Annotated in this window: 23 protein-coding genes, 2 tRNA genes and 2 pseudogenes; 11 read left to right on the forward strand and 16 right to left on the reverse strand. The window is 46.4% G+C overall.

Going from position 1 to position 23,755, the window contains the following annotated elements:
* Positions 1-20: 20 nt before the first annotated feature.
* The 4 genes from QUE23_RS02910 to QUE23_RS02925 all read left to right on the forward strand — a co-directional run bounded on the left by QUE23_RS02910 (position 21) and on the right by QUE23_RS02925 (position 3,932).
* Positions 21-1,625: an ABC-F family ATP-binding cassette domain-containing protein gene (locus tag QUE23_RS02910; RefSeq protein WP_286349156.1), complete on the forward strand. Its 1,605-nt coding sequence runs from the start codon at positions 21-23 to the stop codon at positions 1,623-1,625.
* 177 nt (positions 1,626-1,802) lie between these two features.
* Positions 1,803-2,849, forward strand: a complete 1,047-nt coding sequence (locus QUE23_RS02915) for a metallophosphoesterase (protein ID WP_286349157.1) — start codon at positions 1,803-1,805, stop codon at positions 2,847-2,849.
* A gap of 115 nt (positions 2,850-2,964) precedes the next feature.
* Positions 2,965-3,090 carry a hypothetical protein gene (locus QUE23_RS02920; RefSeq protein ID WP_286349158.1) on the forward strand — a complete coding sequence of 42 codons (126 nt, stop codon included), beginning with the start codon at positions 2,965-2,967 and terminating at the stop codon, positions 3,088-3,090.
* 50 nt (positions 3,091-3,140) lie between these two features.
* A complete protein-coding gene (locus QUE23_RS02925) occupies positions 3,141-3,932 on the forward strand; it encodes an HpaA family protein (protein WP_286349159.1) in 792 nt (263 codons plus the stop codon).
* A gap of 666 nt (positions 3,933-4,598) precedes the next feature.
* Here the strand turns inward: QUE23_RS02925 and QUE23_RS02930 are convergent.
* Positions 4,599-5,456 carry an FkbM family methyltransferase gene (locus QUE23_RS02930; protein ID WP_286349160.1) on the reverse strand — a complete coding sequence of 286 codons (858 nt, stop codon included), beginning with the start codon at positions 5,454-5,456 and terminating at the stop codon, positions 4,599-4,601.
* 48 nt (positions 5,457-5,504) lie between these two features.
* Here QUE23_RS02930 and QUE23_RS02935 point away from each other — a divergent pair, with 48 nt between their 5' ends.
* Positions 5,505-5,648, forward strand: a complete 144-nt coding sequence (locus QUE23_RS02935; RefSeq protein WP_286349161.1) for a hypothetical protein — start codon at positions 5,505-5,507, stop codon at positions 5,646-5,648.
* Positions 5,649-5,724: 76 nt separating this feature from the next.
* On the opposite strand, the gene QUE23_RS02940 is transcribed toward QUE23_RS02935, so the two are convergent.
* Positions 5,725-5,910, reverse strand: coding sequence for a hypothetical protein (locus tag QUE23_RS02940; protein ID WP_286349162.1), 186 nt, complete (start codon positions 5,908-5,910; stop codon positions 5,725-5,727).
* A gap of 377 nt (positions 5,911-6,287) precedes the next feature.
* On the opposite strand from QUE23_RS02940, the gene QUE23_RS02945 reads away from it, so the two are divergent.
* The gene (locus tag QUE23_RS02945; RefSeq protein WP_286349163.1) at positions 6,288-7,355 is read left to right on the forward strand and encodes a hypothetical protein; all 1,068 of its coding nucleotides are present in this window, start codon (positions 6,288-6,290) and stop codon (positions 7,353-7,355) included.
* Positions 7,356-7,426: 71 nt separating this feature from the next.
* Here QUE23_RS02945 and QUE23_RS02950 read toward each other — a convergent pair whose 3' ends face one another.
* Entirely contained in the window at positions 7,427-8,203 is a 777-nt protein-coding gene (locus QUE23_RS02950; protein WP_286349164.1) for a hypothetical protein, read from the reverse strand.
* Positions 8,204-8,543: 340 nt separating this feature from the next.
* Here QUE23_RS02950 and QUE23_RS02955 point away from each other — a divergent pair.
* Positions 8,544-9,990: pseudogene (locus tag QUE23_RS02955) on the forward strand (outer membrane family protein).
* A 189-nt stretch (positions 9,991-10,179) separates the two neighbouring features.
* Positions 10,180-10,864: pseudogene (locus QUE23_RS02960) on the forward strand (IS607 family transposase).
* A 254-nt stretch (positions 10,865-11,118) separates the two neighbouring features.
* Here the strand turns inward: QUE23_RS02960 and QUE23_RS02965 are convergent.
* On the reverse strand, positions 11,119-11,280 hold the full coding sequence (locus QUE23_RS02965) for a hypothetical protein (RefSeq protein WP_286349165.1): 162 nt from the start codon (positions 11,278-11,280) through the stop codon (positions 11,119-11,121).
* Between the two features lie 108 nt (positions 11,281-11,388).
* Positions 11,389-12,528, reverse strand: a complete 1,140-nt coding sequence (locus tag QUE23_RS02970) for a YcjF family protein (RefSeq protein ID WP_286349166.1) — start codon at positions 12,526-12,528, stop codon at positions 11,389-11,391.
* 95 nt (positions 12,529-12,623) lie between these two features.
* Here QUE23_RS02970 and icd point away from each other — a divergent pair, with 95 nt between their 5' ends.
* Together icd and QUE23_RS02980 are read left to right on the forward strand one after the other, a co-directional pair.
* Positions 12,624-13,901: an isocitrate dehydrogenase (NADP(+)) gene (gene icd / locus QUE23_RS02975; protein WP_286349167.1), complete on the forward strand. Its 1,278-nt coding sequence runs from the start codon at positions 12,624-12,626 to the stop codon at positions 13,899-13,901.
* Entirely contained in the window at positions 13,901-14,716 is an 816-nt protein-coding gene (locus QUE23_RS02980; protein WP_286349168.1) for a sulfite exporter TauE/SafE family protein, read from the forward strand. Before icd ends, QUE23_RS02980 begins: the two co-directional genes overlap by 1 nt.
* Here QUE23_RS02980 and QUE23_RS02985 read toward each other — a convergent pair.
* Together QUE23_RS02985 and kdsB are read right to left on the reverse strand one after the other, a co-directional pair.
* On the reverse strand, positions 14,711-15,637 hold the full coding sequence (locus QUE23_RS02985; RefSeq protein WP_286349169.1) for a CpaF/VirB11 family protein: 927 nt from the start codon (positions 15,635-15,637) through the stop codon (positions 14,711-14,713). The genes QUE23_RS02980 and QUE23_RS02985 overlap by 6 nt on opposite strands.
* Positions 15,631-16,329 (reverse strand): 3-deoxy-manno-octulosonate cytidylyltransferase, encoded by a 699-nt coding sequence (kdsB, locus tag QUE23_RS02990; RefSeq protein WP_286349170.1) that lies wholly within the window; start codon positions 16,327-16,329, stop codon positions 15,631-15,633. Before kdsB ends, QUE23_RS02985 begins: the two co-directional genes overlap by 7 nt.
* 120 nt (positions 16,330-16,449) lie before the next feature.
* Here kdsB and QUE23_RS02995 point away from each other — a divergent pair, with 120 nt between their 5' ends.
* On the forward strand, positions 16,450-16,758 hold the full coding sequence (locus QUE23_RS02995; protein WP_286349171.1) for a thioredoxin family protein: 309 nt from the start codon (positions 16,450-16,452) through the stop codon (positions 16,756-16,758).
* Between the two features lies 1 nt (position 16,759).
* On the opposite strand, the gene QUE23_RS03000 is transcribed toward QUE23_RS02995, so the two are convergent.
* The 9 genes from QUE23_RS03000 to QUE23_RS03040 form a co-directional block, all read right to left on the reverse strand.
* A tRNA-Met gene (locus tag QUE23_RS03000) sits at positions 16,760-16,836 on the reverse strand.
* A 14-nt stretch (positions 16,837-16,850) separates the two neighbouring features.
* Positions 16,851-16,925: transfer RNA gene (locus QUE23_RS03005), tRNA-Gln, on the reverse strand.
* Positions 16,926-16,973: 48 nt separating this feature from the next.
* Complete coding sequence (locus tag QUE23_RS03010; RefSeq protein WP_286349396.1) at positions 16,974-18,359, reverse strand: L-serine ammonia-lyase; 1,386 nt, start codon at positions 18,357-18,359, stop codon at positions 16,974-16,976.
* Between the two features lie 22 nt (positions 18,360-18,381).
* The gene (locus QUE23_RS03015; protein WP_286349172.1) at positions 18,382-19,623 is read right to left on the reverse strand and encodes an aromatic amino acid transport family protein; all 1,242 of its coding nucleotides are present in this window, start codon (positions 19,621-19,623) and stop codon (positions 18,382-18,384) included.
* 113 nt (positions 19,624-19,736) lie between these two features.
* Entirely contained in the window at positions 19,737-20,876 is a 1,140-nt protein-coding gene (gene folP, locus QUE23_RS03020; RefSeq protein ID WP_286349173.1) for a dihydropteroate synthase, read from the reverse strand.
* A complete protein-coding gene (locus QUE23_RS03025) occupies positions 20,876-21,502 on the reverse strand; it encodes a DNA polymerase III subunit delta' (protein WP_286349174.1) in 627 nt (208 codons plus the stop codon). Before QUE23_RS03025 ends, folP begins: the two co-directional genes overlap by 1 nt.
* Positions 21,495-22,013 carry a HobA family DNA replication regulator gene (locus QUE23_RS03030; RefSeq protein WP_286349175.1) on the reverse strand — a complete coding sequence of 173 codons (519 nt, stop codon included), beginning with the start codon at positions 22,011-22,013 and terminating at the stop codon, positions 21,495-21,497. Before QUE23_RS03030 ends, QUE23_RS03025 begins: the two co-directional genes overlap by 8 nt.
* A complete protein-coding gene (locus tag QUE23_RS03035; protein WP_286349176.1) occupies positions 22,013-23,215 on the reverse strand; it encodes an aspartate kinase in 1,203 nt (400 codons plus the stop codon). The genes QUE23_RS03030 and QUE23_RS03035 overlap by 1 nt, the downstream gene beginning before the upstream one ends.
* A gap of 1 nt (position 23,216) precedes the next feature.
* Positions 23,217-23,687: an RNA pyrophosphohydrolase gene (locus tag QUE23_RS03040; protein ID WP_286349177.1), complete on the reverse strand. Its 471-nt coding sequence runs from the start codon at positions 23,685-23,687 to the stop codon at positions 23,217-23,219.
* Positions 23,688-23,755 lie beyond the last annotated feature (68 nt).

The following is a 23,755-nucleotide window of genomic DNA, read 5'->3' on the forward strand; positions in this document are numbered from 1 at the left end:
AAAACTCATAGGATTTTGTGATGTTACAAGCCACCCAGCTTAGCATGCGCTACGCCACTAAAAAGCTCTTTGAAAATGTCAATTTAAAACTAGACGCACACAAACGCTATGGACTCATCGGGGCAAATGGCGCGGGCAAGAGCACCTTTTTAAAGATTTTAGCCGGACAGATCGAGGCGAGCAGTGGGGAGGTGAGCGTCAATGCGGGGCTAAAATTAGGAGTGTTAGGCCAAGACCAATACGCCTTTGAAGAGTTTAGCCTCAAAGACGCGGTATTAATGGGTAATAAAGTTTTATACAACGCCCTCAAAGAAAAAGAAAAGCTCTACACAGAAGCGGATTTAAGCGATGATGGGGTTAATGCCCGCCTAGCCGAGCTAGAGATGATCTGTGTGCAAGAAGACCCACTCTATGAGTGTGAAGTGGTCGTGGAGAAAATCTTAGAGGATTTGGGTATCCCCGCACAGCGGCATAATGACTTGATGAAAAGCCTGCCTAGCAGCGATAAATTTAAAATCCTTTTAGCCCAAGTGCTCTTTCCTAAGCCCGATATTTTGCTCTTAGATGAGCCCACCAATAACTTAGATTTAAACGCCATCGCGTGGTTAGAAGAAAACTTAAAACGCCACGAGGGGACGATGGTCATCATCAGCCACGATCGCCACTTTTTAAACGCCGTTTGCACCCATATTTTGGATTTAGACTTTAACACACTCAGAGAGTTTAGCGGCAATTACGATGATTGGTACATCGCCTCCACGCTCATTGCTAAACAAAAGGAAGCCGAGCGCAATAAAAAACTTAAAGAAAAGGAGGAATTAGAACGATTCATCGCGCGCTTTTCAGCCAATGCCAGCAAGGCACGCCAGGCCACCAGCCGCCAAAAGCAATTAGAAAAACTAGACATCCAAAGTATCGAAGTGTCTAGTAGGCGCGATCCGAGCATTCTTTTTAAACCCAACCGCACGATCGGCAATGAGGCTTTAGAGTGCAGCCACATTTCTAAAGCCTATGGGGATTTGGTGGTGCTGAAAAATGTCAGTCTAAAAATCGCCCCCAAAGATAAGATCGCGCTCATTGGACCTAATGGCGCGGGCAAGAGCACGCTGTGTAAAATCCTAGTCGAGGAGTTGACTCCAGATAGCGGGAGCGTGCAATGGGGCGCGACCGTGCAAAGGGGCTACTTCCCTCAAGATGTGAGCGAGAGCATACAAGGCGAGGAAAGTCTGTACCAATGGCTCTTTAACTTCAATAAAAAGATCGAGAGTAGCGAGGTGAGAAACGCTTTAGGGCGCATGCTCTTTAGCGGCGCGGAGCAAGAAAAAAGCGTGAGCGCACTCAGTGGGGGCGAAAAGCACCGCATGGTGCTAAGTAAACTCATGCTAGAAAAGGGCAATTTTTTAGTGTTAGATGAGCCCACCAACCACCTAGACCTAGAGGCGATCATCGCTTTGGGTGAGGCGTTGTATAAATTTGAGGGGGCCCTGATTTGTGTGAGCCACGATCGTGAACTCATCAGCGCGTACGCCAATCGCATCATTGAGCTAGTGCCCACAAATAAGGGTGCGAAAGTGATCGATTTTAAGGGGAGTTATGAAGAATATTTGGCAAGTAAAGGGGCTTGATGGGGCAGACCCCATTGAGCTGAACGATAAAAATTGACACCACCACAAAAGCATCCAATACGGATAGATTGATTAAAATATCGTTACACGATTTCATCTACCTGTGGTGATTCAATGCACATCCGTTTTACAATCATCTTTTTAGCTGTCTTTTTGTTAATGAATGGGTTTAGTTACATGCGTTTAAAGAAATTTGCCTACCCCTCTTTACGCTTTATCCCTATCGCCTTGTATGTTTTTGAAATTTTCTTTTTGCTCATACAGCGCAGGATGATCCCTAATTTCTTTGGTGCATTTAGGATTGTCTTATACACCATAGGCGGGATTAGTATTGCCACTAGCTTTATCATGTGCTTGCTCTTGCTCTTGCATACGCTGATCCTCAAAACCACGCCCAAAAATACCGACATCCATAGACGCCAAACCATCAAAAAACTCTTTGATGTGGGCGTGATTTTTTGGCTCTTTGCTTCGATCACCAAAGGTTTTTACAATGCAACCAATCTTGTGATCACAAAACGCCGCGTCAAGCTCAAGAATTTAAAACAAGCCCTCCATCTAGCTATGATCAGCGATGCGCATATCGGCGAGTATCTCAAAAAAGACTATTTGCAAAAGATCGTCGATCGCATCAATGCGCTCCACCCAGATATAGTTGTGATTGTGGGAGACTTAGCGGATTTAAAGGCAGAGTTGGTGCAAGAGGATTTAGCTCCGCTTAAAGACATCCAATCTCAATACGGCGTGTATTATGTGCTTGGCAATCACGAATATTACCACGGGGCGGCCGCTCTCATTGAGGTATTCAAAAGACATCATATACGCGTCTTGCAAAATGAGAGTGTCCCCGTAGCAGGACTCAATTTAATGGGGGTGAACGATCTAATGGGGTATCGCTTCAAACATTTTGAACCTGATTTTAAAGCCGTTTTTACCAAGGCCAATCCCAATCTGCCTAGTATTTTACTCGCCCACCAACCCAAATCCCTCACACATTTAAAACAAAAACCCGACTTGATCTTGTGCGGACACACCCATGCCGGGCAGATATTCCCCTTTACTCTCTTGGTGTGGCTGGATCAAAAATACATCTACGGCCATTATCATTTAAAAGATTGCCAAATGATCGTGAGTAGTGGTTGTGGCTTTTGGGGGCCCCCTGTGCGTATCTTCACCAAGAGCGAAATCGTGTCTATCCATTTAGAGCCTGAAAATCAAGCCTAGTGTTTAGATACGATGTGTCTTTTGACTTTATTTGGTTGCAATCGCGATCGCGAGCGTATCAGTGCCTATACCAACCGCATTATAGAGCTTATCCCCACCCAACAAAGGCGCAAAGATGATCGATTTTAAGGGGAGTTGTGAAGAGTATTTAGCCAGCAAGGAGGTTAAAAATGGGTGGGGGTTCGCCCACTTAGATTTACAAAAGGGAGTTTTTAGCCCTTGTTTAAACTCAAATTATTGATTCACAACTTACAATACGTGGCCTCTAACCATTTCAAATAAGGGAATTTTATGCGAAAATACACAAGCATTTTATCGACATTGATGGGAATCTCCCTAGCACTCTCAGGCTGTGCGACAAACACAAGCACACATGCCGCAAGCAACCAACTGCACGCAAAGAATGTAACCCCCATAAACTTTAACTACCGCATCCACATTGGTCAAGAAGCTCCAAACGAACACGTCACCGCCATTTTAACCCCGCATATCCAAGCTGATGAAAATGTCCAACCCTACATCGCAAAATTCCAAAATGCCCTAGCGACGCAAGTCCAAGAGATTCTCCAAAGAAAGGGCTACACCGTTATACGCATTGCATCCGCCAAAGATTTCACACCCACACAAAAAAATACGATCTACTCTCTATTAAAAATCAAGGGGTGGATAGGCATCCTAGAAGAGACCAACATTGACATCAAGAACCCGCAAGATCCCAACACACAAACACAAGCGGCGCAGAGTGCAGGGGCGGTGATTTTACAATTCATTGAACCCAAGACAGGGCGGACAACCCACAACATCGCCATCAACATCGGTGCAGAACAAGCCATCACTTACTCTAACTTTCAAGAATCGGTCATCTTAAGTGGGTTTGCGGGGGCAAATGCGGTTAGTCTTGGCGACACTGCAAACAATGCAAACAATACCGAATTGGGCGGTCCTATGGATAAAAATCATGACGATGCCGTCCATAAAATCCTCAACAAAGTGTATAAAGTAGTGCTAGAAAGAGTGATCTCTTGGGCGCAACACTCTAATCTAAAGCAATACAGGCGCGTGATCGATCAAATTAGAAAGTAAATTGAGACAACACAACCAAACCTGGCGGGTTTAAGCACGCCAAACCCACAGGACCCCCCTAACAATACAAGGGTGTAAGTGGCGGATTAAGGGGTTATGGGGCGCGGAGTCGTGAAGTTTGACGAGGCTTGGTTTTTGTGCTGGCATTTGGCGTTCATTTTATTTTTGTGGAGAGAGTTTTGATATGCTGAAAAAAGCGATCGGCAATCAGCAAGTGCAAGGCAAGCAAAGGCAGACTTCTAGCACTCTCTTTAGCCCTTTTTTCTCTCGTCCTTTTGGGGGCTGAAAAAAGTGGGGCGTTTAGAGCGGGGGGCTTTCAGTATTCAAATTTTAGCGGAATACAAAGGTCAAGCAACCCCGTTCTATACCAGGTCTTAGGACAATCAAGCGGGCTAAATGGCAACCTTTCTAAAAAATGAATCATGGGGATTTCGTTTAGAACTTTGAGCTTGCTTTGTTGTACAGCGCACATCGTTATCTTCTAATCTCTCGTCAATTGATCATCGATCTATTATGTTCTTTAGAAACTGTTGTAGCTCTTGTTTCTGTCCTACCTGTTCTATGTTTTCCATCACAACACCCTTTCTTAAGAATAATGTCAAGAATTAATGCAGAGTGAGTCCCCAGATCCAAACAAATTACTGATGAAAGAAACCACCCAAATGTTCAATTTCTCAAAAATATATAATCTGCATAGCCTATCTTTTCAACCATTTTATAGCCATAAGAGCGCAGAATATCGCTCACTTCACTATATTTCTCAACAAAAATTTCTATTTGTATAGCAGGGCTATGCTGCTCTAAGAACCCCCCCCCCCCCCCCCGCAAAACATGGCTTTCAAAAGTCTCGACATCAATTTTTACAAAATCAATCTTGTCTGCAAATTTACCTTCTTTTTGCAATTCATCTAAACTTATGATGGGTAAATTCCCATGTTCATCATTTTTTAAATGAGTCCCACCCGTATTGCAAGCAGAAAAACTCTCTATACTTGCTCTACCTACCTGCTCTCCCAATGCGACATTGTGTGGGATGATCACATCTTGCAGGGAATTAAGTTCAATGTTTTTGCATAAAATTTCATAATTTTCCTTTAATGGTTCAAAAGCATAGACTTTTTTTGCCTTGCGCACAAGAGCATAATAAAGAGCGTTATTGCCGATATTTGAGCCTATATCTAAAACATTAGCCCCATCTTTGAAATATTTATCTGCTTGCTGTATGGTACAAATATCGTAAAAATTGTCGTCCATTACTATATAATTTTGAATAATATCAACTGAGACACTGGGTAGGTACATAGCAATTTCCCTAACACCTGGATATTTGTGATTAAGGACATCTTTATTAAATGTAAAAATCTTGTCTTTGGATTGTCTTAGTTGTTCTACTCTTATCCTTGAAATCTCTTTCTTAAGTGAAGCAGCTAAAGTCGCCAATCTTGGCTCTAGGTATCTATCCAACACGCGCCCAGCTTGTCTTCTTATCCCTTTGAGTAATCGATGAAACATCTCAGACATCATTTTTCTCCCTAATACAAAACACTTTGAAAGTGCAATACTACCCAAGTCATGTTAAAACTTTACTTGTGGTTCAACGACCTTAGCAGTGGAAAGACGATGTTAATCGCCTACAAGCAGAAACTCTACCATGCAAGCAAGCACAAGCACATCAGCAAGCTTCTGCGCTTTTTGTCTTGCTCTTTAAGCACATAGGTATACCGCAAGACATCTTCCCTAAGCTCAAAGCTCATAGCGTCTATCGCCCCATTGCGCAACACAAAGCCCATATTTAAAGCTCTGCACTGTTCAATCCCCCCGTCTTTTCTGTGCCAAAATGTTTAATGAGGATTTTCCTAGCCCCTATCTTACGGCTACCCGTTTCCAGGGTATAAAGCTCTTGTAAGTCTTTGCCTTGTAATAAGCTGGATAAAATCCCCTCTTCGTCTACGAATTTGCGCTTTAGGTATTTCTTCACATTTTCGGGTAAGTCCTTAAAGGCGATTTGGCTGTGTAGGGCCTTTTGTAAGAGATTTTACAGTTTGCGCATGTTTTGTTTGTAGGCTTTGTTGTTAGACCACGCTTAAAAGATTGTCGCCCACGGCGTGTGTGCTGATGTGTTAGCCTATTCTTGCAGCTCTTGTGGAGTGATGCGCCATCACGTATATTAAAAACGTGATCGACACAATTTTACAAATTAAGAAATTTGCAACGAATCGGTGTAAATGGCTTTAAAGAGTTTTGTCCAGTGTCTGATACACTGCCTAGACAAAAGCAAATTCTCATGCAAAAAACGCATTGCATTTTTTTTAACAAAAAAGGTTACAATAGCTGTTTTGTATACAAGGCTCAAATTTGCAACTCTACCAAAGTGTCTTGCACTTCTTTTTAGACCCCACGCACGCCCTACTCACACAAATCGGGCAAGAGATTTTGCAAAATGCCCCCTTCCGGCTTTTATGTAACCTTGCTATGCTGATCGCGCTCATGCTGTGGGTCGTAAATCGGGTGCGTTTAGCCGACTTCTTTTTCCTAAGAACCTTGTTCTCCCTTTGCGCCTATGCGCTGTTTTTCACGCTCTTTAACTACGCCACACACAACCCAACCGCCTTTTACACACAGCTAAAAGAGCTGATCTTTTACGCCCCTAATGTCTTAACCCAACTCGTGCAACAAAGCCTGCAAGCCTCAAGCACTGCCTTCAACACCGACCCCACGCATTTTAATTTAGAGTTTTTACTAAACCAAAGCTTTCACAGCCTAGTGCTGCTAGCCACGCAAGCGCAAGGGCATTTAAACAACTTCATGGCGGGCTTTGTGTGTGCCCTTGTTGTAGCACAAGGGGCGCTACTCACCTATACTTTGGCGTTGACCTTAATCGTGTCTATTGAGCTGTTGCTGTGGCTTGCTTTGGCGGTGTTTGTCCTGCCTTTGGGGTTATTTGCCCCTAAACTTTTGTGGCACTATGCCAAAAAGTGCATGGCTTTGGCGTTTTACCAACCCCTAATTTTACTGCTTGCCTTTTACAACGCCCAAATTTTGCAACACTTGATTAGAACCCTTTTGCCAGCACCCACAGCTCCAACGCCCCCCTTGATCGGGGCGTATTTGACCCTTATTGTCAGCACACTTTTGGTTTTATTTTTGTTATACCGCGTGCCCACCTTCCTCAATAGCTTGTTTGCCACGCAAGGGAGCGTGCAAGACCTGCAAGCCATGCTAAGTGCCAGTAAAAACGCATGGCTACAACACAGCCAAAGCGTGTTAAACGCCCCCCAAAGTAGCTCACCAAGCCTAGAGCAACACCACACCAGCACCCACAGCGCACAAGAGCCCCTAAAAGAGCCCTCTTTTCAAGTGCAAACCCTAAGCACCCCCAAAGTGCAAATACACCAAATTAAGGACAAGCATGAGATTGTTTAGCCTGCTTTTAGCCCTTAGTCTGTCCGCTTGCACGAGCAAGTTTTACGAAATGCAAAAAAGCCCTTGCGCGCTTATAAGTGGAAAAACGCATGCAATTTCTCCAACACCACTTCAGGGATCGCATCCTCGTGTATCTCTGTGAAAAAGGGGCTGTTAAATTGCGGGCTAATGGCGTTTTTATCCAACCAAAAGTTAGAATCTAAAACGGGGATAGGCGCTGCAAACCCACAAAAATGTAAAGCATCTGCACGCCTAAAACCAATCTCCCAGTGGTAACTGCCTGCGGTGTTTAAGATAGGCTGGTAAAGGCTTTGGGCGACTTCTTGGGTGCGCTCATCAAACAAGAGCCCCCGCACTTTAGAGTCCTTGTAAGAGCGCAGCCAGTCGGCGTAATACATGCTCGCATTTTCAATGTCCTCTTCGCTAAAGTCGGTGTCCGCCCCCACCGCCTGTGCGCTCATTTGCAAAAGCTGGAGCGGAGAGGGCAGCTGGGTCAAAATATGCACATGCAAAGTGTTTGTAGCCGTGTTGACTAAAGAACTTGTGCCTTCCTTAATGCCCTCATCTTGCATGAACACCTTGAGTGCGTAACCTTGGCGTTTCTTTTCGCCCATTTTGGCGACCAACTCAGTGTTTGTCTTTAACTCCTCCTCTAGCATTTTGTCAAAGCGCAAAACGAGCACATCTACCCTTAAGAGCGCGGCCACTTGCTTCATATAATTGCTGTAAAGCGTGGGGTCGTGCCATGGGTAGGGCTTGTGTTGCATCAACACCTTATGGGCGTAGGCGCGGGCATCGGCGACCAACACCGCCCTTTTTTGCTCCAAAATTTCCTTTAAGGGATTCATCTAAAACCTTTCTAATGTAGTGGGTCATTATACCCCACTACGATTAACCCGCCCCGCCTGCCTTAAAAGAGTAGCACTAAAGTTTATCAAGCGTTATTATATTACACACTTATATTACACACTCCGTGAGCGATGACAAGAGTGTAATGGCCTAGTAAAGACAAAAAATGCCTACGATTTGGCATTTTAAACCATGATGATTCATCTTTAATGTTTAATCTTTAACATCACTATTTGCAGCTTGTCGTCTATGTCTTGATTTATTTTTCGGGCTTCTTAAGAAAATTGACAGATAACATGTTAGAATCTAGGAAACCTACTTTTTGTGCCAAGGATGAAAATGGCAGCACCAAACCCCATCCCTAGGAAACTTTGCGCCCTTTTAGGGTTACTTTCTTTCAACGACCCTTGTTTGGCTTACAGCTACAAATTGAGTGGGTTTGCCAACCAAGCTTCCACCATCGGCTTTAACGAAGCCCCCATTAACAAAAGCAAGGGCATCTACCCCATGCAGCAATACGCCACCATCGCCGGGTATCTCTCTTTGGGCTTTTCTTTGTTGCCCAAAGATTTAGAAAAAAAAGGACATAGTCTAAAAGGACTCGTGGGGGATGGTCGGGGGGGTGCTCTTTGATGGAACCAAGCGTTTCTCGGGCGGTTCGGTTGTGTACCAAAGGTTTGCTTTTTATGACGGGTTTTATGGCGGGGGGGCTGATGTTGTGCAAAGCGACTCGACTCCAGTCAAAAACAGCAAACTTTCTAATTTTAGCCATTTTTATGTGTTTAGCGATGCCTATTTAGACTACAAATACAAAGACTACTTTGGAATCAAGGCGGGGCGCTACAACTCAACTGCCGCCTATGAAAGCGGACAAACCGAAGGCTTTGAGGTGTTTGGTCAGTATAAAAAGGTGCGTTTGTGGTGGTTTAGCTCCTTTGGGCGGGCTTACGCCACAGGACCCTTAATGCGGGATTGGTATGCCCCCCGTGTGGTTTACAGCGGCGATTACACCAAGAATGCCCAAGGTGGCTACACCCACCACGGACATCCCGTCTCTTTAGGCACGCATGCCGTGCAGCTCACCTATAAAAAACACCACTTATTAGTGGAAGGGTTTTACTACTTCTCCCCCAAAATGTTTAACGACCCGGGCTTTAAAGTGGGTTGGGACAGCGACCCTAACTTTAGCGGACAAGGTTTTCGCTCCAACACGATTTTAATCGCCATGTTTGCTTTTTACCCGCCCTGGATGATGGTCAATAGCAAGGGCGCAGCCATTTACCGCTACGACAACCCCGTAACGCCTAACGGCCAAAGCCTTGTGATCCGCCAACGCTTTGACATCAACCAATTCTACATCATTGGGACTTTTTATAAGAATTTTGGCAATGCCAACGCTTGGGTGGGCAACACAGGTAACCCGGCGGGGGTTGAATTTTACGGCAACAGCACATGGGCGGGGTATCTTGGCACAGCCTTAAAGGCTGATTCTATAACCGGGGCTATTGCCTATGGGGGGATACATTTCAAGAGAAAATTCACCTGGAACATGACTTGGCAATGGAGCAGTGCGCCCGTTTCTTACGAGGGGCGTTTTATCCTGGCTTTAGGTTACCAATTCACGCCATTTTTAAAGGCGCTCGTAAACATCGCCTATTACGGTATACACACAAACGAAGGCTATCAAGCCGGCTTGAATGCCTATTGTAACCCTAGCTTAACTTACTGTGGGGGTGGGTATCAAGACAGAAGTGCGCTTTATACCCAACTCATCGCCACTTTTTAACATCCAAAGCCCCACTTTTTGCGTGGCTTATAACTCTTTGGTGGAGGGGTCTTAGATAAAAACTCTCGCCAAAGCCATAACTTAAAGAAAACTCACTCCCCTCAAAGGGCCACAAATAGCAATCTAAATTCTATAAAATTCTATAAAATTTTTATATAATCTTAAGTTTTCTTATGCCATCACGCCGGCATGCAAAATTTGCTATCCATAGGTCAAGCAAGTAAGATTTTAGGTGTCAGTATCCAAACTTTAAGAAATTGGGAGAAAAAAGGCTTACTAAAACCCGACAATTACACAAAAGGCGGTGATCGTAGATACAAGCTAGAGAGTCTAAAACACATTAACAAAAATTATTGTTTTTCATAACGACAACCGCAAAACTATCGCCTATGCCCGTGTTTCTAGTGCCGACCAAAAAGAGGATTTAATCCGCCAAGTGCAGGTTTTAGAGTTGTATTGCTCTAAGTTAGGCTTTAATTACGAGGTGATACAGGACTTAGGTTCAGGTATGAATTACTACAAAAAAGGTTTAAACAAACTTCTTAACCTGATTCTAGAAAGTCAAGTTAAAAGGCTTGTTCTCACCCATAAAGACCGCTTATTGCGTTTTGGAGCAGAGTTGGTGTTTGCTATCTGTGAGGCTAAAGAGGTGGAGGTGGTTATCATCAATCATGGCGATGAAAATGTCCGCTTTGAGGAAGAGTTAGCCAAAGATGTATTAGAAATCATCACCGTATTCTCTGCTAGACTTTATGGCGCACGCTCAAAGAAAAACAAACAACCTTTAGAGCAAATGCAAGAAGTAGTAGAAAACAATATATTTTTGCGGTTTTATAGGTTTGTAAGAACGGTCGATCTCTCTTACCAGCCTTAACATCCTCGTATATTGTGCTGTCGGGCTAAAACTTCTAGAGATGAATAGAGTGCGGAATTTGGGCTTAAAAACACTGCCTAAGCTAAGCAAAGAGAGGACAACTTTGGCGTTGGTGGTATTGATGAGCTTGCAACGCCAGCGGTTGGCTTGTGTGAGGATGAAATAATCAAAGTGCCAAGAATTGATGTTCTCTTGGATTGCCTCATGAGAGAGGGGGTCCATGTCCACGAGGATGTCGATGAAGTCATAGCCCGCTAAAGCTCTTTGCCAATGGTGTTTGTATAAACCACGAGCTTACAAGAGGGGTAAAGAGCTTTGATGGCGGCCATTGCAGGGATACAGACGAGATTATCGCCGATGAGCATACCACGAAAAAACCGATAGACAAATTCGACGTTACCCGAGGATTGTGCCACACACCCCCTTAAAAAATCTCATGGAATGGGAAACACCCCCACAACATAGAAAACAAGGACAAGCCGCGCCGACCCTCTACAAAATTGCGCCAAGCTCTCTAGACCGTATCAAGACAAGGACTTCGCCATATCTAGGTATTTTTGAAACACCTTAGCGTTAAAGCTTTGGATTGCTCCCTCTGGGTCTTTAATATTGGCGTCCAAATACGCCGCATACGCCTTACCGATCAAAGCCGTTGTGCCGCCGGCGGCTGTGGCGTTGATCGTCCCACCGACCACGCTACCCACTCCCGGGATAAGCTTTAAAACACCGCCCACCGCCGCCCGCACCGCATAGCCCACGCCCAAAACCCCCACAAAGACCCCCAAAAGCTGCTCCACTACGCCTTGCGAAAGGTCTACCCCGTAAATCTTGCTGATGTGGATGATCATGGCAATTTGCGTGGGAGCAAGTAGAGCAAAATCCGAGAAAGGAATGGGGGTCGCGCCGATGGCAGCTGCAGCTGTGGTGTAGCCCGCAATCGCTTTATTTGCGTCCTCTTTGCATTGTTCGCGGCGCAGCTCCAGGTCGTATTTTTGTTTACGTTTAAACGCCGCCTTTTGCCCCTCAGCTAAAAGGGCTTGGGTTTTTTCCATGAGCTGACTAATCCCCATGATCTTTTTAACCTCTCCCTCATCGTCCTCCACTTCTAACGCCCGCACCCTTTGCAAATGTGCCTCATCAAGCTTAAAACACTCTTGCACCACATTAGAAAACTTCTCCCCCTTGTCGTCCTTGTCTTGTTGCGCTTTGGTGATGACAACAATTGTGGGGATTTCATGCTCTTTGATGAGCGCATACAACTCCACTTCGCCCTCTTGAATCCGCCTTGCCGGCTCTTGGATACACACCCACGCAACATGGATTTGCTCTTTGACTTCTTTGCGGTGCATGTTTTCTAAAAAGTTTGCAATCTCTTGCTTGATGGTGCTGAAGTCTTTGAGCTCAAGTCCTCTCGTGTCGTGGATTGTTAAGCCCTTTTGGCTATAACTTGTAATTTTCTGTGTGATAGACGCACCTTGCCCTGTAAGGGCGACTTCTTCGCCAAAAACCACATTAATCAAGGTGCTCTTGCCCGTGCCCGTGCCCCCTGCCACAAGCACATTTAAGCAATCGCTAAAACCGGTGTCGCTGTCCATGTGCTCTTTTGCTAAACCCACCGCCTTAGACATTAAATCCGCTAGGTTTAAACCCACTTCGCTCGCCATAACACCTCTTTATTTGAGATGTCCCTATTTTAACCCAAAACTTTAAACTGGCTTTATGCTACAATGCCACGCATATCATTTTTCAAGGAGTTTTGATGTCTTACAACCCTAAGTATTTGTCTGTGCCCACTGAAGGGCAGGCGATCACCTACAAAGAGGGCAAATTGCATGTACCCAACCACCCCATCATCCCCTTCATTGAAGGCGATGGGATCGGCGTGGACATCACACCTGTGATGTGTAAAGTCGTGGATGCCGCCGTGCAAAAGGCTTACAAAGGGGAGAAAAAAATCGCTTGGTATGAAGTCTTTGTGGGCGAAAAATGCTACAACAAGTTTAAGGATCACAAAGAATTAAGCACAGAAGAGCAATGGCTCTTGCCCGACACCATTGAGGCGATCAACCATTTTAAAGTGTCGATCAAGGGTCCCTTAACCACCCCCGTAGGCGAGGGCTTTAGGTCCTTAAATGTCGCCTTGCGCCAAAAAATGGATTTGTATGTGTGTTTGCGCCCCGTGCGCTGGTATGGCAGCCCTAGCCCCGTGAAAGATCCCCAAAAAGTGGATATGGTGATTTTCCGCGAAAACAGCGAGGACATTTACGCGGGCATTGAGTTTAACCAAGACACCGCTGAGGCGAAAAAGCTCATTAAATTCTTGCAAGACGAGCTCAAAGTGACCAAGATCCGCTTCCCTGAAAGCAGCAGTATAGGCATCAAACCCATTAGCCTAGAGGGGACAGAAAGGCTTGTGCGCAAGGCGATCGAATACACCATTGACAACGACCGCGACAGTTTAACCTTCGTGCATAAGGGCAATATCATGAAATACACCGAGGGGGCTTTCATGAAGTGGGGGTATGCGTTGGCACAAAAAGAGTTTGGTGCAAAAGTGCTCGATAAGAGCCCCTGGTGCACCCTTAAAAACCCCAAAACAGGCAAAGAGATCGTCATTAAGGACATGATCGCCGATGCCTTCTTGCAACAAATTTTACTGCGCCCGGCTGAATACGATGTGATCGCCACCATGAACTTAAACGGGGATTATATCTCAGACGCTTTGGCGGCGATGGTGGGGGGGATTGGCATTGCCCCGGGGGCAAATCTGAATGACAGCGTTGCCATGTTTGAAGCCACACACGGCACCGCCCCTAAATACGCCGGACAAAATAAAGTCAATCCCGGCTCCATCATCCTGAGTGCTGAAATGATGTTACGCCATATGGGCTGGATTGAGGCGGCAGATTTGATTGTGAAAGGCATGAAAAAAGCGATTGAGAGCAAGAAAGTTACTTACGACTTTGCCCGCTTAATGCAGGGGGCCACTGAAGTGTCTAGCTCTGAGTTTGGAGAGGTGATCATTTCTCATTTATAATGGGGCTTGATTTTGTCTTGGCCCTAGTGGGCTTTATCACGGGCATCACGGCGGGTTTTTTTGGCATCGGTGGGGGGGAGATCGTCGTGCCCGCCGTCGTGTTTGCAGGTTTTAGCTACAGCCACGCCGTGGGTATTTCGCTCTTTCAGATGCTCTTTTCTTCGTTGGCAGGTTCGCTCATCAACTACAAAAAGGGCTTATTAGACATCAAAGAAGGCCTGGCGATCGCTTTAGGTGGGCTGTTTGGCGCAATGCTTGGCAGTTTTTTATTAAAGTGCATTGACGATCGCCTGTTGATGGGGCTATTTGTCGCAGTGGTGTGCTACACTTTCTTTAAATACGCCTTTGTTAAAAAGGGCAATTACCAAAGTGCTCACTTCCAAATGCACTCCAAGCGCACCCGCTTTAAAATCCCCCTAACCCATTGGCATTTGAGCCAAAAGCACGCCATTTTAGCCCTAGCTGGTTTACTCACGGGGGTTTTCTCGATCCCGCTTGGCATGGGCGGAGGGATTTTAATCGTCCCCTTTTTGGGCTATTTTTTAAAATACGACACGCAAAAAATCGTGCCCTTGGGGCTGTTCTTTGTGATCTTTTCCTCGCTTTCGGGTGTGATCTCTCTCACCCACACGGGCGTTTTAACCCCCCATATTTTGTGGATCGGCTTTTTAACAGGCGTGGGCGCGCTTGTCGGGGTCGGGCTTGGCATTAAATTAATCCTTGTGGCTAATGAGCGCATCCATAGGGTTTTGCTCTTAGGCATTTATGTCCTGAGCATTGTGGCGACGGGCTATAAACTCGTGACTGAATTATAAATCCTTGCTTAAAAGCACCTGAGTGATGTGCCGCTGCTCTTTGATTTTACACACTTGGATCACCACATCAATCGCACTTTTAAAGTAGCGTTTGACAATGCTTAAATCAAACTTGGCTTTATGCCCCATTTCAATGTTTAGGGCAATGGCTTCTAGGACCTGCTCCACGCTGTTGGCGTGCAGGGTGGACATCATCCCCTTATGCCCTGTGTTGCCAAAGCGCAGGAACAAAAGGGCGTTTCTCGTGTCAATTTCGCCCACCATGAGCCGATCGGGGCGCATGCGCATGGCCATGTTTAGGGCGTTTTCGTAGGTGAAGGGGGTTTGCTCGATTTTACCCACCAACAACCCTACGTTGTTTTCAAACCCACTCAAATCCAACTCTTGGCTATCCTCCACACTCACCACCCTTTCGCTTTTGGGGATAAACTCTAAGAGAGCGTTTAGTAGACTCGTTTTACCGCTGGCAGTCGCCCCGCTGATTAAAATATTATGCCCCGCTTTTGCCATGCTTTTTAAGTCGCTGTGGCTAAAAGCGCAGGTGGAAGACATAGAAAACGCTTCAAGGGGGAATTTCTGTAGGCTTGGCACACGGATGTTTAGGCTGATTTGGTTGTTTGTGGTGATGCTAAAGTGGTTTGCACTCACGCGGTAGCGGGTGAAGGGGATGGAGCAGTTGAGCGTGGGAGCTTGGTGATCAAAGGGTAAATCTCGATAGCTGGCTAATTGCTCGCAAAAGCGCAACAAGAACTCTTTGTTAAAGGTGGGGTCATAGATTTTTTGGCGTGCGCCACTGAGTTCATAGAGCCACAGCTCATTTTCAGTGTTGCTGAGAAGCTCTGTAACCCCGCTTTGCAAATAGGGGGCAAAAAGGGCGATTTGCGCCTTTAAAACCTTGTGGGTTTTAAGGTTTTCTAGCACCTTTTTAAGGCTTCTTGCAGGTCTTGCAGGGTGTCTATGCCGACACTTTGGGTTTTAACGAGGCTTGTGGTGATCGCCTTGTGGTGGTAGAGGGCTCTTAGTTGCTCGAGCTTTTCGATGTCCTCTAGGGGGCTTTTTTCAAGGGCACAAAACTCTAAGAGAGTATTCACCCTAAAGCCGTAAATGCCAATGTGCCCTAAAAAGGCTTTGTGCTGTTCGTCCCGCCCATAGGGGATGGGGGCGCGTGAAAAATACAAGGCTTGGTTGTCTATGCCCAGCACGACTTTAACGACATTGGGGTCCTTAGCTTCTTTAGGGCTGATTTCTTTGATGCAAGTGTGCATGAAAGGCGTGTTTTGGGCTTCTTTTAAAAGCGTGGCGATGATCTCAGGCTCTAAAAAGGGTTCATCGCCCTGTAAATTCAAAACAGGGGTTTGCTCGGGTAGATTTAAAAGGGTACAAGCCTGTGCGCACCTATCCGTCCCGCTTGTGTGCGCCTTGCTTGTCAAAATGGCTTTAATGTTAAAATCCTCACAAGCCCGTAAAAGCAGGGCATCATCGCAAGCCACGACCACTTCATCCACCTTTTGGGCATTGCGCGCGGTGGCGACCACCATAGGCACGCCCTGAATAGGGACCAAGAGCTTGCGCGGAAAGCGCGTGGACTCTAGCCTGGCAGGAATCACAATCATACAACCTCCTCAAAATAAAAAATGCTTTATTATAGCCTTTTTGTGTGGGGTTTTCTTAACCTAAAACTTAGTTCTTTCAAGCTATGCTTAAGTCCTTAATTTCACAATGAAAGGGCAAAAATGGAAGTCTTAACAGGCCAAAATTATCACGAAAAAACAAGTCAAGGAGCGGTGGTTGTCAATGTGGGGGCTAATTGGTGTCCCGACTGCCACAAAATCGCGCCTATGATGGATGCTTTAGCTAAGGATTACAGCCAAGTGCAAGTCTTTAAAGTGGATTTTGACAAGAGTGAAGACCTCAAAGAAAGTCTAGGCATTAAACGCATCCCAACCTTAATTTTCTATAAAGATGGGGCAGAAGTGGGGCAACGATTGGTAGAACCCGATACAAAAAGCATCATTGAAGCAGAGTTTAAAAGGCTCGTGTAGTTGGTTGCGGGAGGTGGATTTGAACCACCGACCTTTGGGTTATGAGCCCAACGAGCTACCGGACTGCTCTATCCCGCGTCATGGCTAGGGGATGGTTGGAGTAGAAGGATTCGAACCTCCGAATGGCAGGACCAAAACCTGCTGCCTTACCACTTGGCGATACTCCAACGAAAAAGCGCCATTGTAGCTTGTTTCTTTGAAAAAGTCAAGCCCCCCTAGCATTTAGGGATGTGTACGTGTGTGGCTAGCCCACCTAGCGAAGTTTCTTTGTATTTAGAGTCTAATGCCTTGCCGACTTCATACATGGTGGAGATCACATCATCCAGGCTCACTTTGGCTTGGTAGCCATCCTCTAGGGCAAGCCTTGCCGAAGAGATCGCCTTGATTGTCCCCACCACATTGCGCTCAATGCAGGGGATTTGCACCAACCCGCCCACAGGGTCGCAAGTTAAGCCCAAGTGGTGCTCCATGGCGATCTCAGCTGCGCTTAAGACTTGGTGCACATTGCCCCCCATCACAAAGGCAAAGCCCGCCGCTGCCATTGAAGACGCAGTGCCCACCTCTGCCTGGCAACCCGCCTCTGCCCCACTCAAAGAGGCGTTCTTTTTGTACAAATACCCCACTGCCGCGCAGGTGAGTAGAAAGTCTACAATTTGCTCGGTTTCTAAAGGCTTGATGTGGTGATGGCAATAAAGCAGCACCGCCGGCACCACCCCACACGCCCCATTGGTGGGGGCAGTAACGACTTTATGCCCACAAGCGTTTTCTTCGCTAACAGCCCTAGCATAAAGCGTGGCGTAATCGATCATCGCCAGCGGGTCGGCTTGGCTTGGGTGTTTGTTTAGGCGGGCGTGGACTTTGGGGGCTAGGCGTGCCATGCCGATGTAGCCGGGGAGTTGTTTTTCCTGTGAAGACACCCCATTTTTATAGCATTCCAACATGGCTTTATAAATTTCTAGGCAATAGGTGCGGGCGTAATTCTGCCCAAATAGCGCGCTTTCGTGCATGTCCACGATGCCCGCGATGTGGGTGCGGTGTTTTTCACACAATTCCATTAATTCTTTGGCGCTGGAAAAATCAAAGGCGTTGTGTTTAGGTTTTGTGGGATTAGTTGTTTTGTGTTTCAGCTCTTCTTCTGTGTAGATGAATCCGCCCCCGGTGGAGTAGTAAATTTCTTTGAGCAATAAATCTTGTTTGCTGTTGAAAGCACGCACCTCCATGCCATTTTCGTGTAGACTCAAGGCTTCGGACTCAAAGAGAATATCCTCTTCAAGGTTAAAAGAGATGTTTTTTGTTTTAGCCAGGTGCAAGGTGCGATCTTGGATCGCTTTTTGTAAAATCTCTTGCCTTTGGGGCACGCTCACCTCTTTAGCGCACACTCCGCTAAGGCCCACCACACAAGCTAAATCCGTCAAATGTCCCTTGCCCGTGAGTGCGAGCGAACCGTGCAAGATGACTTGCACCCTAGCCACTTCCTCAAGGATTTGTTTTTCTTGCAAGAGTTTACAAAAGCGCACGCAAGCATCCATCGGGCCTATGGTGTGTGAAGAACTGGGGCCTATGCCTATTTTAAAAATAGCAGTGATGGATTGGCTGTAAATTTCTTGTTGTGTCATGGTTACCTCATTTGACAATATTGATGATGGCATTTAAAACAGTGAGTACACCCGTTGCGAAGATAAATCCATCGGCAAGCGGGCTTCTAAAGTCTTGCATGGAGGATAGGGTATACATCGCCACAATGGGTAAAATGAAGGTGATGGTGGCCAAAGCGGGCCCGCCCAAATCCTCAATGAAACTTAAAATGCTGGGGTTGTAGTAGGCGACAGCAACGATGCTGATCCAAAAAAATATGGTGGTCCACGCATCGATTCGGCGATGGTGGTGGATGTTGAGCTTATCTTTGGTGAATATTTGCACGATCAGGCCTTTCAAGCCCTCTTTTGCGCCGTAGTAATGCCCGAAAAAGGAAGTGGTGATCGCCAAAAACGCCACAATAGGGCCGGCGTAACCAATGAAGGGGTTGTGTAGGGTGTTGGCAAAGTAGCTTAAGATAGGGATGTTTTGCGCTCTGGCTTTGGCAAGATCGGTGGGGTCTAAACATAAAATACAAGAGAATACAAAGAACATCACAAAAAAGAGCAGCAAAGAAGTGTTTAACAACTCAATTTGGTTGGTTTTATAGTGTTTGAGTTCCCCGTAGTGTTTCTCCACCGCTTGGGCGAAGGTGGATATGATCGCGCTGTGGTTAAAAGAAAACACCAACACGGGCAGAGTGAACCACAGCGCCGCAAAAAATCCTTTAAAACTCGGGACACCTGTGAGCATCGCCGTTTTCCAATAAGGGATTAAATATAGAGAAAACACCAATAAAATCAACGCCAAAGGATAAACAAGGGCGTTAGCGACCCGGGTTACAATCTTGGTGTTGAAAAGCATCACAAAGATCATGCCTGTGATGAGGTGTTCGGCCAAAAAGAAGCGGTTGTTCTCAAAGAAATGCAACCTCAGCTGGTTGGAAAAAAACGATTCAACTGTGTTGGTGATCCCCACACCGTAGGCTAGACAGATTGGGTAAAGGGCGAAGAAATACATTAAGGTGATTAAAAATCCAACCTTTTTGCCTAGGCGGGTGGCGGCGTGGGTGATGTCTTGGTTACCTATGGCATTGACAAAACGCGCTAAAGCCCTATGGCTTAGCCAGGTCATGGGAAAACTCAAAATCGCCATAAGCACTACAGGCCAAAACCCATGTTTGCCCGCTTGAATCGGTAAAAATAAAATCCCTGCCCCCACAGCCGTGCCAAAGAGCGACCACATCCAACGGATGTCAAAGAGATTTAATTTTTGATCCGCTTGCGCCATTTAAACCCTTGTACCTTTAAAGTCAAAGGCTGTATTGTAACAAAATTAAGACAATAGGCCACCAGTTCTAGCCACGCAAGGCGATTTAGGGGAGTTTTGTGGCGGACGGTCATCTAGGGGATTTGCAAAAAAGCGTTGTGGATGGCTAAGATGTCTAAATGCGCGGGGATGTCGTGCACTCTTAGAATGCTCGCTCCATTTTCTAGGGCTTTTAAGTGTAGGGCGAGCGTGCCGGCCAAGCGATCTTGCACCTCTCTAGCACACACCTCGCCCACGCTTTTTTTGCGGCTACAGCCCACAAGCAAGGGGTAGCCAAAGTGCAGAAAATGCGCTAAGTGTTTGATGAGGGCCAAATTCTCGGGCATTTGTTTAGAAAAGCCAAAGCCAACGTCTAAGATGATATCGCTCATGCCTTGCTCTTGCAAAGCGGCGATCTTGGCGCGAAAAAACGCCTCCATGTCCTCCCATAAATTGTTGGCTGTGAGTTGTTGTTGCGCTTGCAGGGGCACGCCTAAAGAGTGCATCAAGACAACTTGCACCCCAAACTCCTTAGCTACAGAAAACATGAACGGGTCTTTAAAGCCGTTCACATCGTTTAGCACGCAAAAGCCATGTTTTAGAGCAAAGGCGGCCGTCTTAGGATTGTAGGTGTCTATGCTGAATTTGGCATGCTTGTAAAGACTTTGGCTTTTGATCTCAGCGCACAGCTCTTTTAAGCGGGCGATCTCTGTGTTGGCATCTATGTAAAGACTGCCCGGTCTAGAGCTAGCCGCCCCGATGTCTATGTAGGCAATTTTTTGCTCTAGATATTTGTAGATTTGTTCTAGGGCACTCTTGGGCTCAAAACGGCTGTTTGGGTAGAAACTATCGGGAGTTACATTGACAATCCCCATTAAGGTGGGGGCAACTTGAGGAGGGGTGAAGTGGGTTTCTAATTCTTTGGCGAGTTTCTTAAGCCCAAAATCTTGTTTGGCGCATTTTTGGGTTAGGTGTTTTAATTGGTCTAAAGTGCCGACTAGCAAACAATCGTAAACCTTTTCTCGTGCCAAAATGCAATTTTTGGGTGTGGCTAGCTCTGCGCCCACCCGCAACGCCTCTTGTTTTAAGATTAAAGTTGCACTTAGGGGCAAGTTGGTGATTTTAAAGCTCAAAAGCTGGGCTTTTTGTGCCATGATTGCCTGTCCTATGGGGTGTGCGCCTAGCTCTTTTAAGGCGCAAGAAAAACTAGCCGGGTTGAGTCGTTGTAAAAACATCAGCCCCTTTCTTGCAACACGCTTAAGAGCAGGGGCAAGAGATTGTAGCTGGGGCGCAGATAAAGGGCGTTGGCGTAAAGGGCATTGTCAAATTGTGCGAGCGTGGCAGGGCTTAGGCGGATGCCTGCTTGCTTAGTGGCTTCTAAGAGCGCAGCGATTTGCACCTTGACATCCTCTTGATTGTATTGTTTGTCGGCGTTTTGCAAGTATTGGTAAAGGGCACATAAATCGCAGGTTCTTAGGTCTAGCCCAAAGGGCGGTGGGAGGGTTTTGGTGCGCTTGTTGGTGTAGGGCAGTCTAGAGCGGATGGTGGGTAGCAATGCGCTTGGGTGCTTGGTGATGAGAATAAAAAAGGTGTTTTCTGGAGGTTCTTCTAAAATTTTGAGCAGGGCGTTTTGGGCAAAAATGTTTAAACCGGGCGCAGCGATGAGAAACGCCTTCTGGCCTAAGAATTTCAACACACAACGGCGTTTGATCTCGTGGGCGTGTTCGATTTTCAGCTCATCCTCGCAAAAAAGTTCGGCTAAAAAGGGGGTGTTTTGGGCTTTAAAATGCGCCTCTAAAAATACTTTATGGCTTTGGGCCTCATCGTGGGGGGCGTTGGCGTAGATGATTTGGCTAGTCATTAAAACTCACCCTCCCTAACAAGCTCTCTAGCACCATGCGGGCAAATATGCGGTAAAGTTCTAAAAGTTTGTGATCAAGCAGGGGGTCAAGGGATTCAAAACAAATTGCCCCTTCTTTGGGGCTGTCTAAAAGCCACAACAAACTCTGCTCCACGCTTAGGGCAAGATTTGCCACCTCTGTGTTGCTTGTCCCCACATACCAAAAAATGTAGTTTTGATACACCAGGTCTAAAGTGTTGCGGACCATCAAAATGTCTGGATTTTGCTGTAAGTACACCTCAAAGCTTTGCAAGGGGTCAAAGATCGGCACTAAGGGGTGCATGGGATGGGTATTTATGTGCGTTAGGGCGTAGGTTTTAAGCCACACCCTTTGGCTGTCTGTGGTGATGAGAACACAACCCCCTTTTAAAATGTGCTCTGTGGCGCGCAGTAAGGGAGTGCAGTCCTTGGGCAACCCAAGGCATAAAAACCCCTCCTTTTGCAGTGCAACAAGCCACTCTTGAGGGCGCATTAAAGGTCTAGTTTAAAGGTCGTGTGTAGAGTTTTGAGCGCAAGTTCGGCCACGCTGATGTCCACCACCACAGAGATCTTGATCTCGCTCGTGCCAATCATCATGATGTTGATGTTTTCTTTGGCTAGGGCGTTAAAAACGGCACTGGCAATGCCCGAATGTGAGCGCATCCCTACGCCCACAACAGAAACCTTAGCAACATTGTCGTCATGTTCAATGGAGCCAATGTTTTGTAAATGTTTTAAGATTTGTAGACAAGATTCTAAATCGCCTTTTGGCACGGTGAAGTTGATTTCGGCTTTGCCATTACGCCCCACGGTTTGCACGATTAAATCAACATTCATGTTTGCCCCTGCTAAAAGCCCGAAAATCTCGCCTGCAATGCCCGGACAATCGCGGGCATCTATGATGCTCACACGGGCTTGGTCGGTGTCTAGGGCAATGCCGCTCACAATGGGTTTTTCCACAATTTGCTCCTCTGAAGTGATGCGTGTCCCCTCCACATTGTTGAAAGAATTGCGCGTAACAAGGGGGATATTGTATTTTTTAGCCAGCTCCACAGAGCGGTTAAACAGCACCTTCGCCCCCATTGATGCCAACTCTAACATTTCCTCATAGCTGATTTCATCAATTTTACGGGCATTGGGGACAATGCGTGGGTCTGTGGTATAAATGCCATCCACATCGGTGTAAATTTCACAAAGCCCCGCGCGCAAGGCACCGGCCAGAGCCACTGCGCTCAAGTCGCTGCCCCCCCGCCCTAAAGTGGTGATTTCCCCACTTTGGCTAATGCCTTGAAAGCCCGCCACCACCACGATAAAGTTTTGGGCCAATAATTCTCGGATTTTGGCTGTGTCGATGTCTAAAATTTGGGCTTTGGTGTAGCGGGTGTCTGTTAAAATTCCCGCCTCACGTCCACTAAGCGAACATGCCTTTTGTCCCATAGACTCCAAAGCAATGGCAAGCAAGGCACTAGAGATTTGCTCCCCGCTGCTTAATAAGCGATCCAATTCGCGTTGGTTAGAGCGCGCGCCAAAATAGTGGGCGAGGTTTAAAAAATCGTCCGTGGTGTCGCCCATCGCTGAAACCACGACCACCAGGTCCTGGTAGAGCTTTTTGCTCTCAATGACGCGTTTAGCCACCGCTTCAATGCGCGCACAACCCCCCATGCTCGTGCCCCCAAACTTCTGCACCACCAACATCTTACAAATACCCTTCTCTGCGGAAATAACTGATCACTTGACGGTAAACTTGGCGCTTGAAGTGCACAACTCGATGGAACAGGTCTTGTGTTTTAACAAAACAATAGCGGTTAAATTCTGGCGAGAGGGTTTGGATATTGATTAAAGAATTGTTCTTGAGCCGCACTAAAAAATACTTTTGCTTTTGCCCATCAAAGGGGTAAAGTTTTTTAGGCATCGTGGGGGGGAAGTCGTAGGTGATCCACTTAGGGTATTCAGCGATCACCTCTATGGCATTTGTGCCGATCTCCTCCAACAGCTCACGATGCAAAGCTTTTAAGGGGGTTTCGCCCTGATCGATCCCGCCCTGGGGGAATTGCCACGCCCCCTGGATGTCTATGCGCTGTGCAAGAAAAAACTCACAGTCCCTAGGGTAGTGGGAAGAAAGCACAACAGCGGCCACATTGGGACGGTAACTTTTTTTAGTGTCCATAGTTGTCCTTATACTTTGGTATCTTAAACCAAAAACCAGGCAACATTATAACACAAGCAAAACTGAAA

Origin of the sequence: Helicobacter felistomachi, assembly GCF_030296895.1 — a bacterium.
GTDB lineage: Bacteria > Campylobacterota > Campylobacteria > Campylobacterales > Helicobacteraceae > Helicobacter > Helicobacter felistomachi.

Coding starts and splice junctions, on each gene's coding strand:
- folP (WP_286349173.1), bottom strand. CDS start 20,876: ATGTTTTTACAACGACTCAACCCGGCTAGTTTTTCTTGCGCCTTAAAA.
- icd (WP_286349167.1), top strand. CDS start 12,624: ATGTCTTACAACCCTAAGTATTTGTCTGTGCCCACTGAAGGGCAGGCG.
- QUE23_RS02970 (WP_286349166.1), bottom strand. CDS start 12,528: ATGGCGAGCGAAGTGGGTTTAAACCTAGCGGATTTAATGTCTAAGGCG.
- QUE23_RS02930 (WP_286349160.1), bottom strand. CDS start 5,456: ATGATGTCTGAGATGTTTCATCGATTACTCAAAGGGATAAGAAGACAA.
- QUE23_RS03025 (WP_286349174.1), bottom strand. CDS start 21,502: ATGACTAGCCAAATCATCTACGCCAACGCCCCCCACGATGAGGCCCAA.
- QUE23_RS02925 (WP_286349159.1), top strand. CDS start 3,141: ATGCGAAAATACACAAGCATTTTATCGACATTGATGGGAATCTCCCTA.
- QUE23_RS02920 (WP_286349158.1), top strand. CDS start 2,965: ATGATCGATTTTAAGGGGAGTTGTGAAGAGTATTTAGCCAGCAAGGAG.
- QUE23_RS02950 (WP_286349164.1), bottom strand. CDS start 8,203: ATGAATCCCTTAAAGGAAATTTTGGAGCAAAAAAGGGCGGTGTTGGTC.
- QUE23_RS03015 (WP_286349172.1), bottom strand. CDS start 19,623: ATGGCGCAAGCGGATCAAAAATTAAATCTCTTTGACATCCGTTGGATG.
- kdsB (WP_286349170.1), bottom strand. CDS start 16,329: ATGATTGTGATTCCTGCCAGGCTAGAGTCCACGCGCTTTCCGCGCAAG.
- QUE23_RS03030 (WP_286349175.1), bottom strand. CDS start 22,013: ATGCGCCCTCAAGAGTGGCTTGTTGCACTGCAAAAGGAGGGGTTTTTA.
- QUE23_RS02910 (WP_286349156.1), top strand. CDS start 21: ATGTTACAAGCCACCCAGCTTAGCATGCGCTACGCCACTAAAAAGCTC.
- QUE23_RS02935 (WP_286349161.1), top strand. CDS start 5,505: ATGTTAAAACTTTACTTGTGGTTCAACGACCTTAGCAGTGGAAAGACG.
- QUE23_RS02980 (WP_286349168.1), top strand. CDS start 13,901: ATGGGGCTTGATTTTGTCTTGGCCCTAGTGGGCTTTATCACGGGCATC.
- QUE23_RS02995 (WP_286349171.1), top strand. CDS start 16,450: ATGGAAGTCTTAACAGGCCAAAATTATCACGAAAAAACAAGTCAAGGA.
- QUE23_RS02915 (WP_286349157.1), top strand. CDS start 1,803: ATGCGTTTAAAGAAATTTGCCTACCCCTCTTTACGCTTTATCCCTATC.
- QUE23_RS03035 (WP_286349176.1), bottom strand. CDS start 23,215: ATGTTGGTGGTGCAGAAGTTTGGGGGCACGAGCATGGGGGGTTGTGCG.
- QUE23_RS03040 (WP_286349177.1), bottom strand. CDS start 23,687: ATGGACACTAAAAAAAGTTACCGTCCCAATGTGGCCGCTGTTGTGCTT.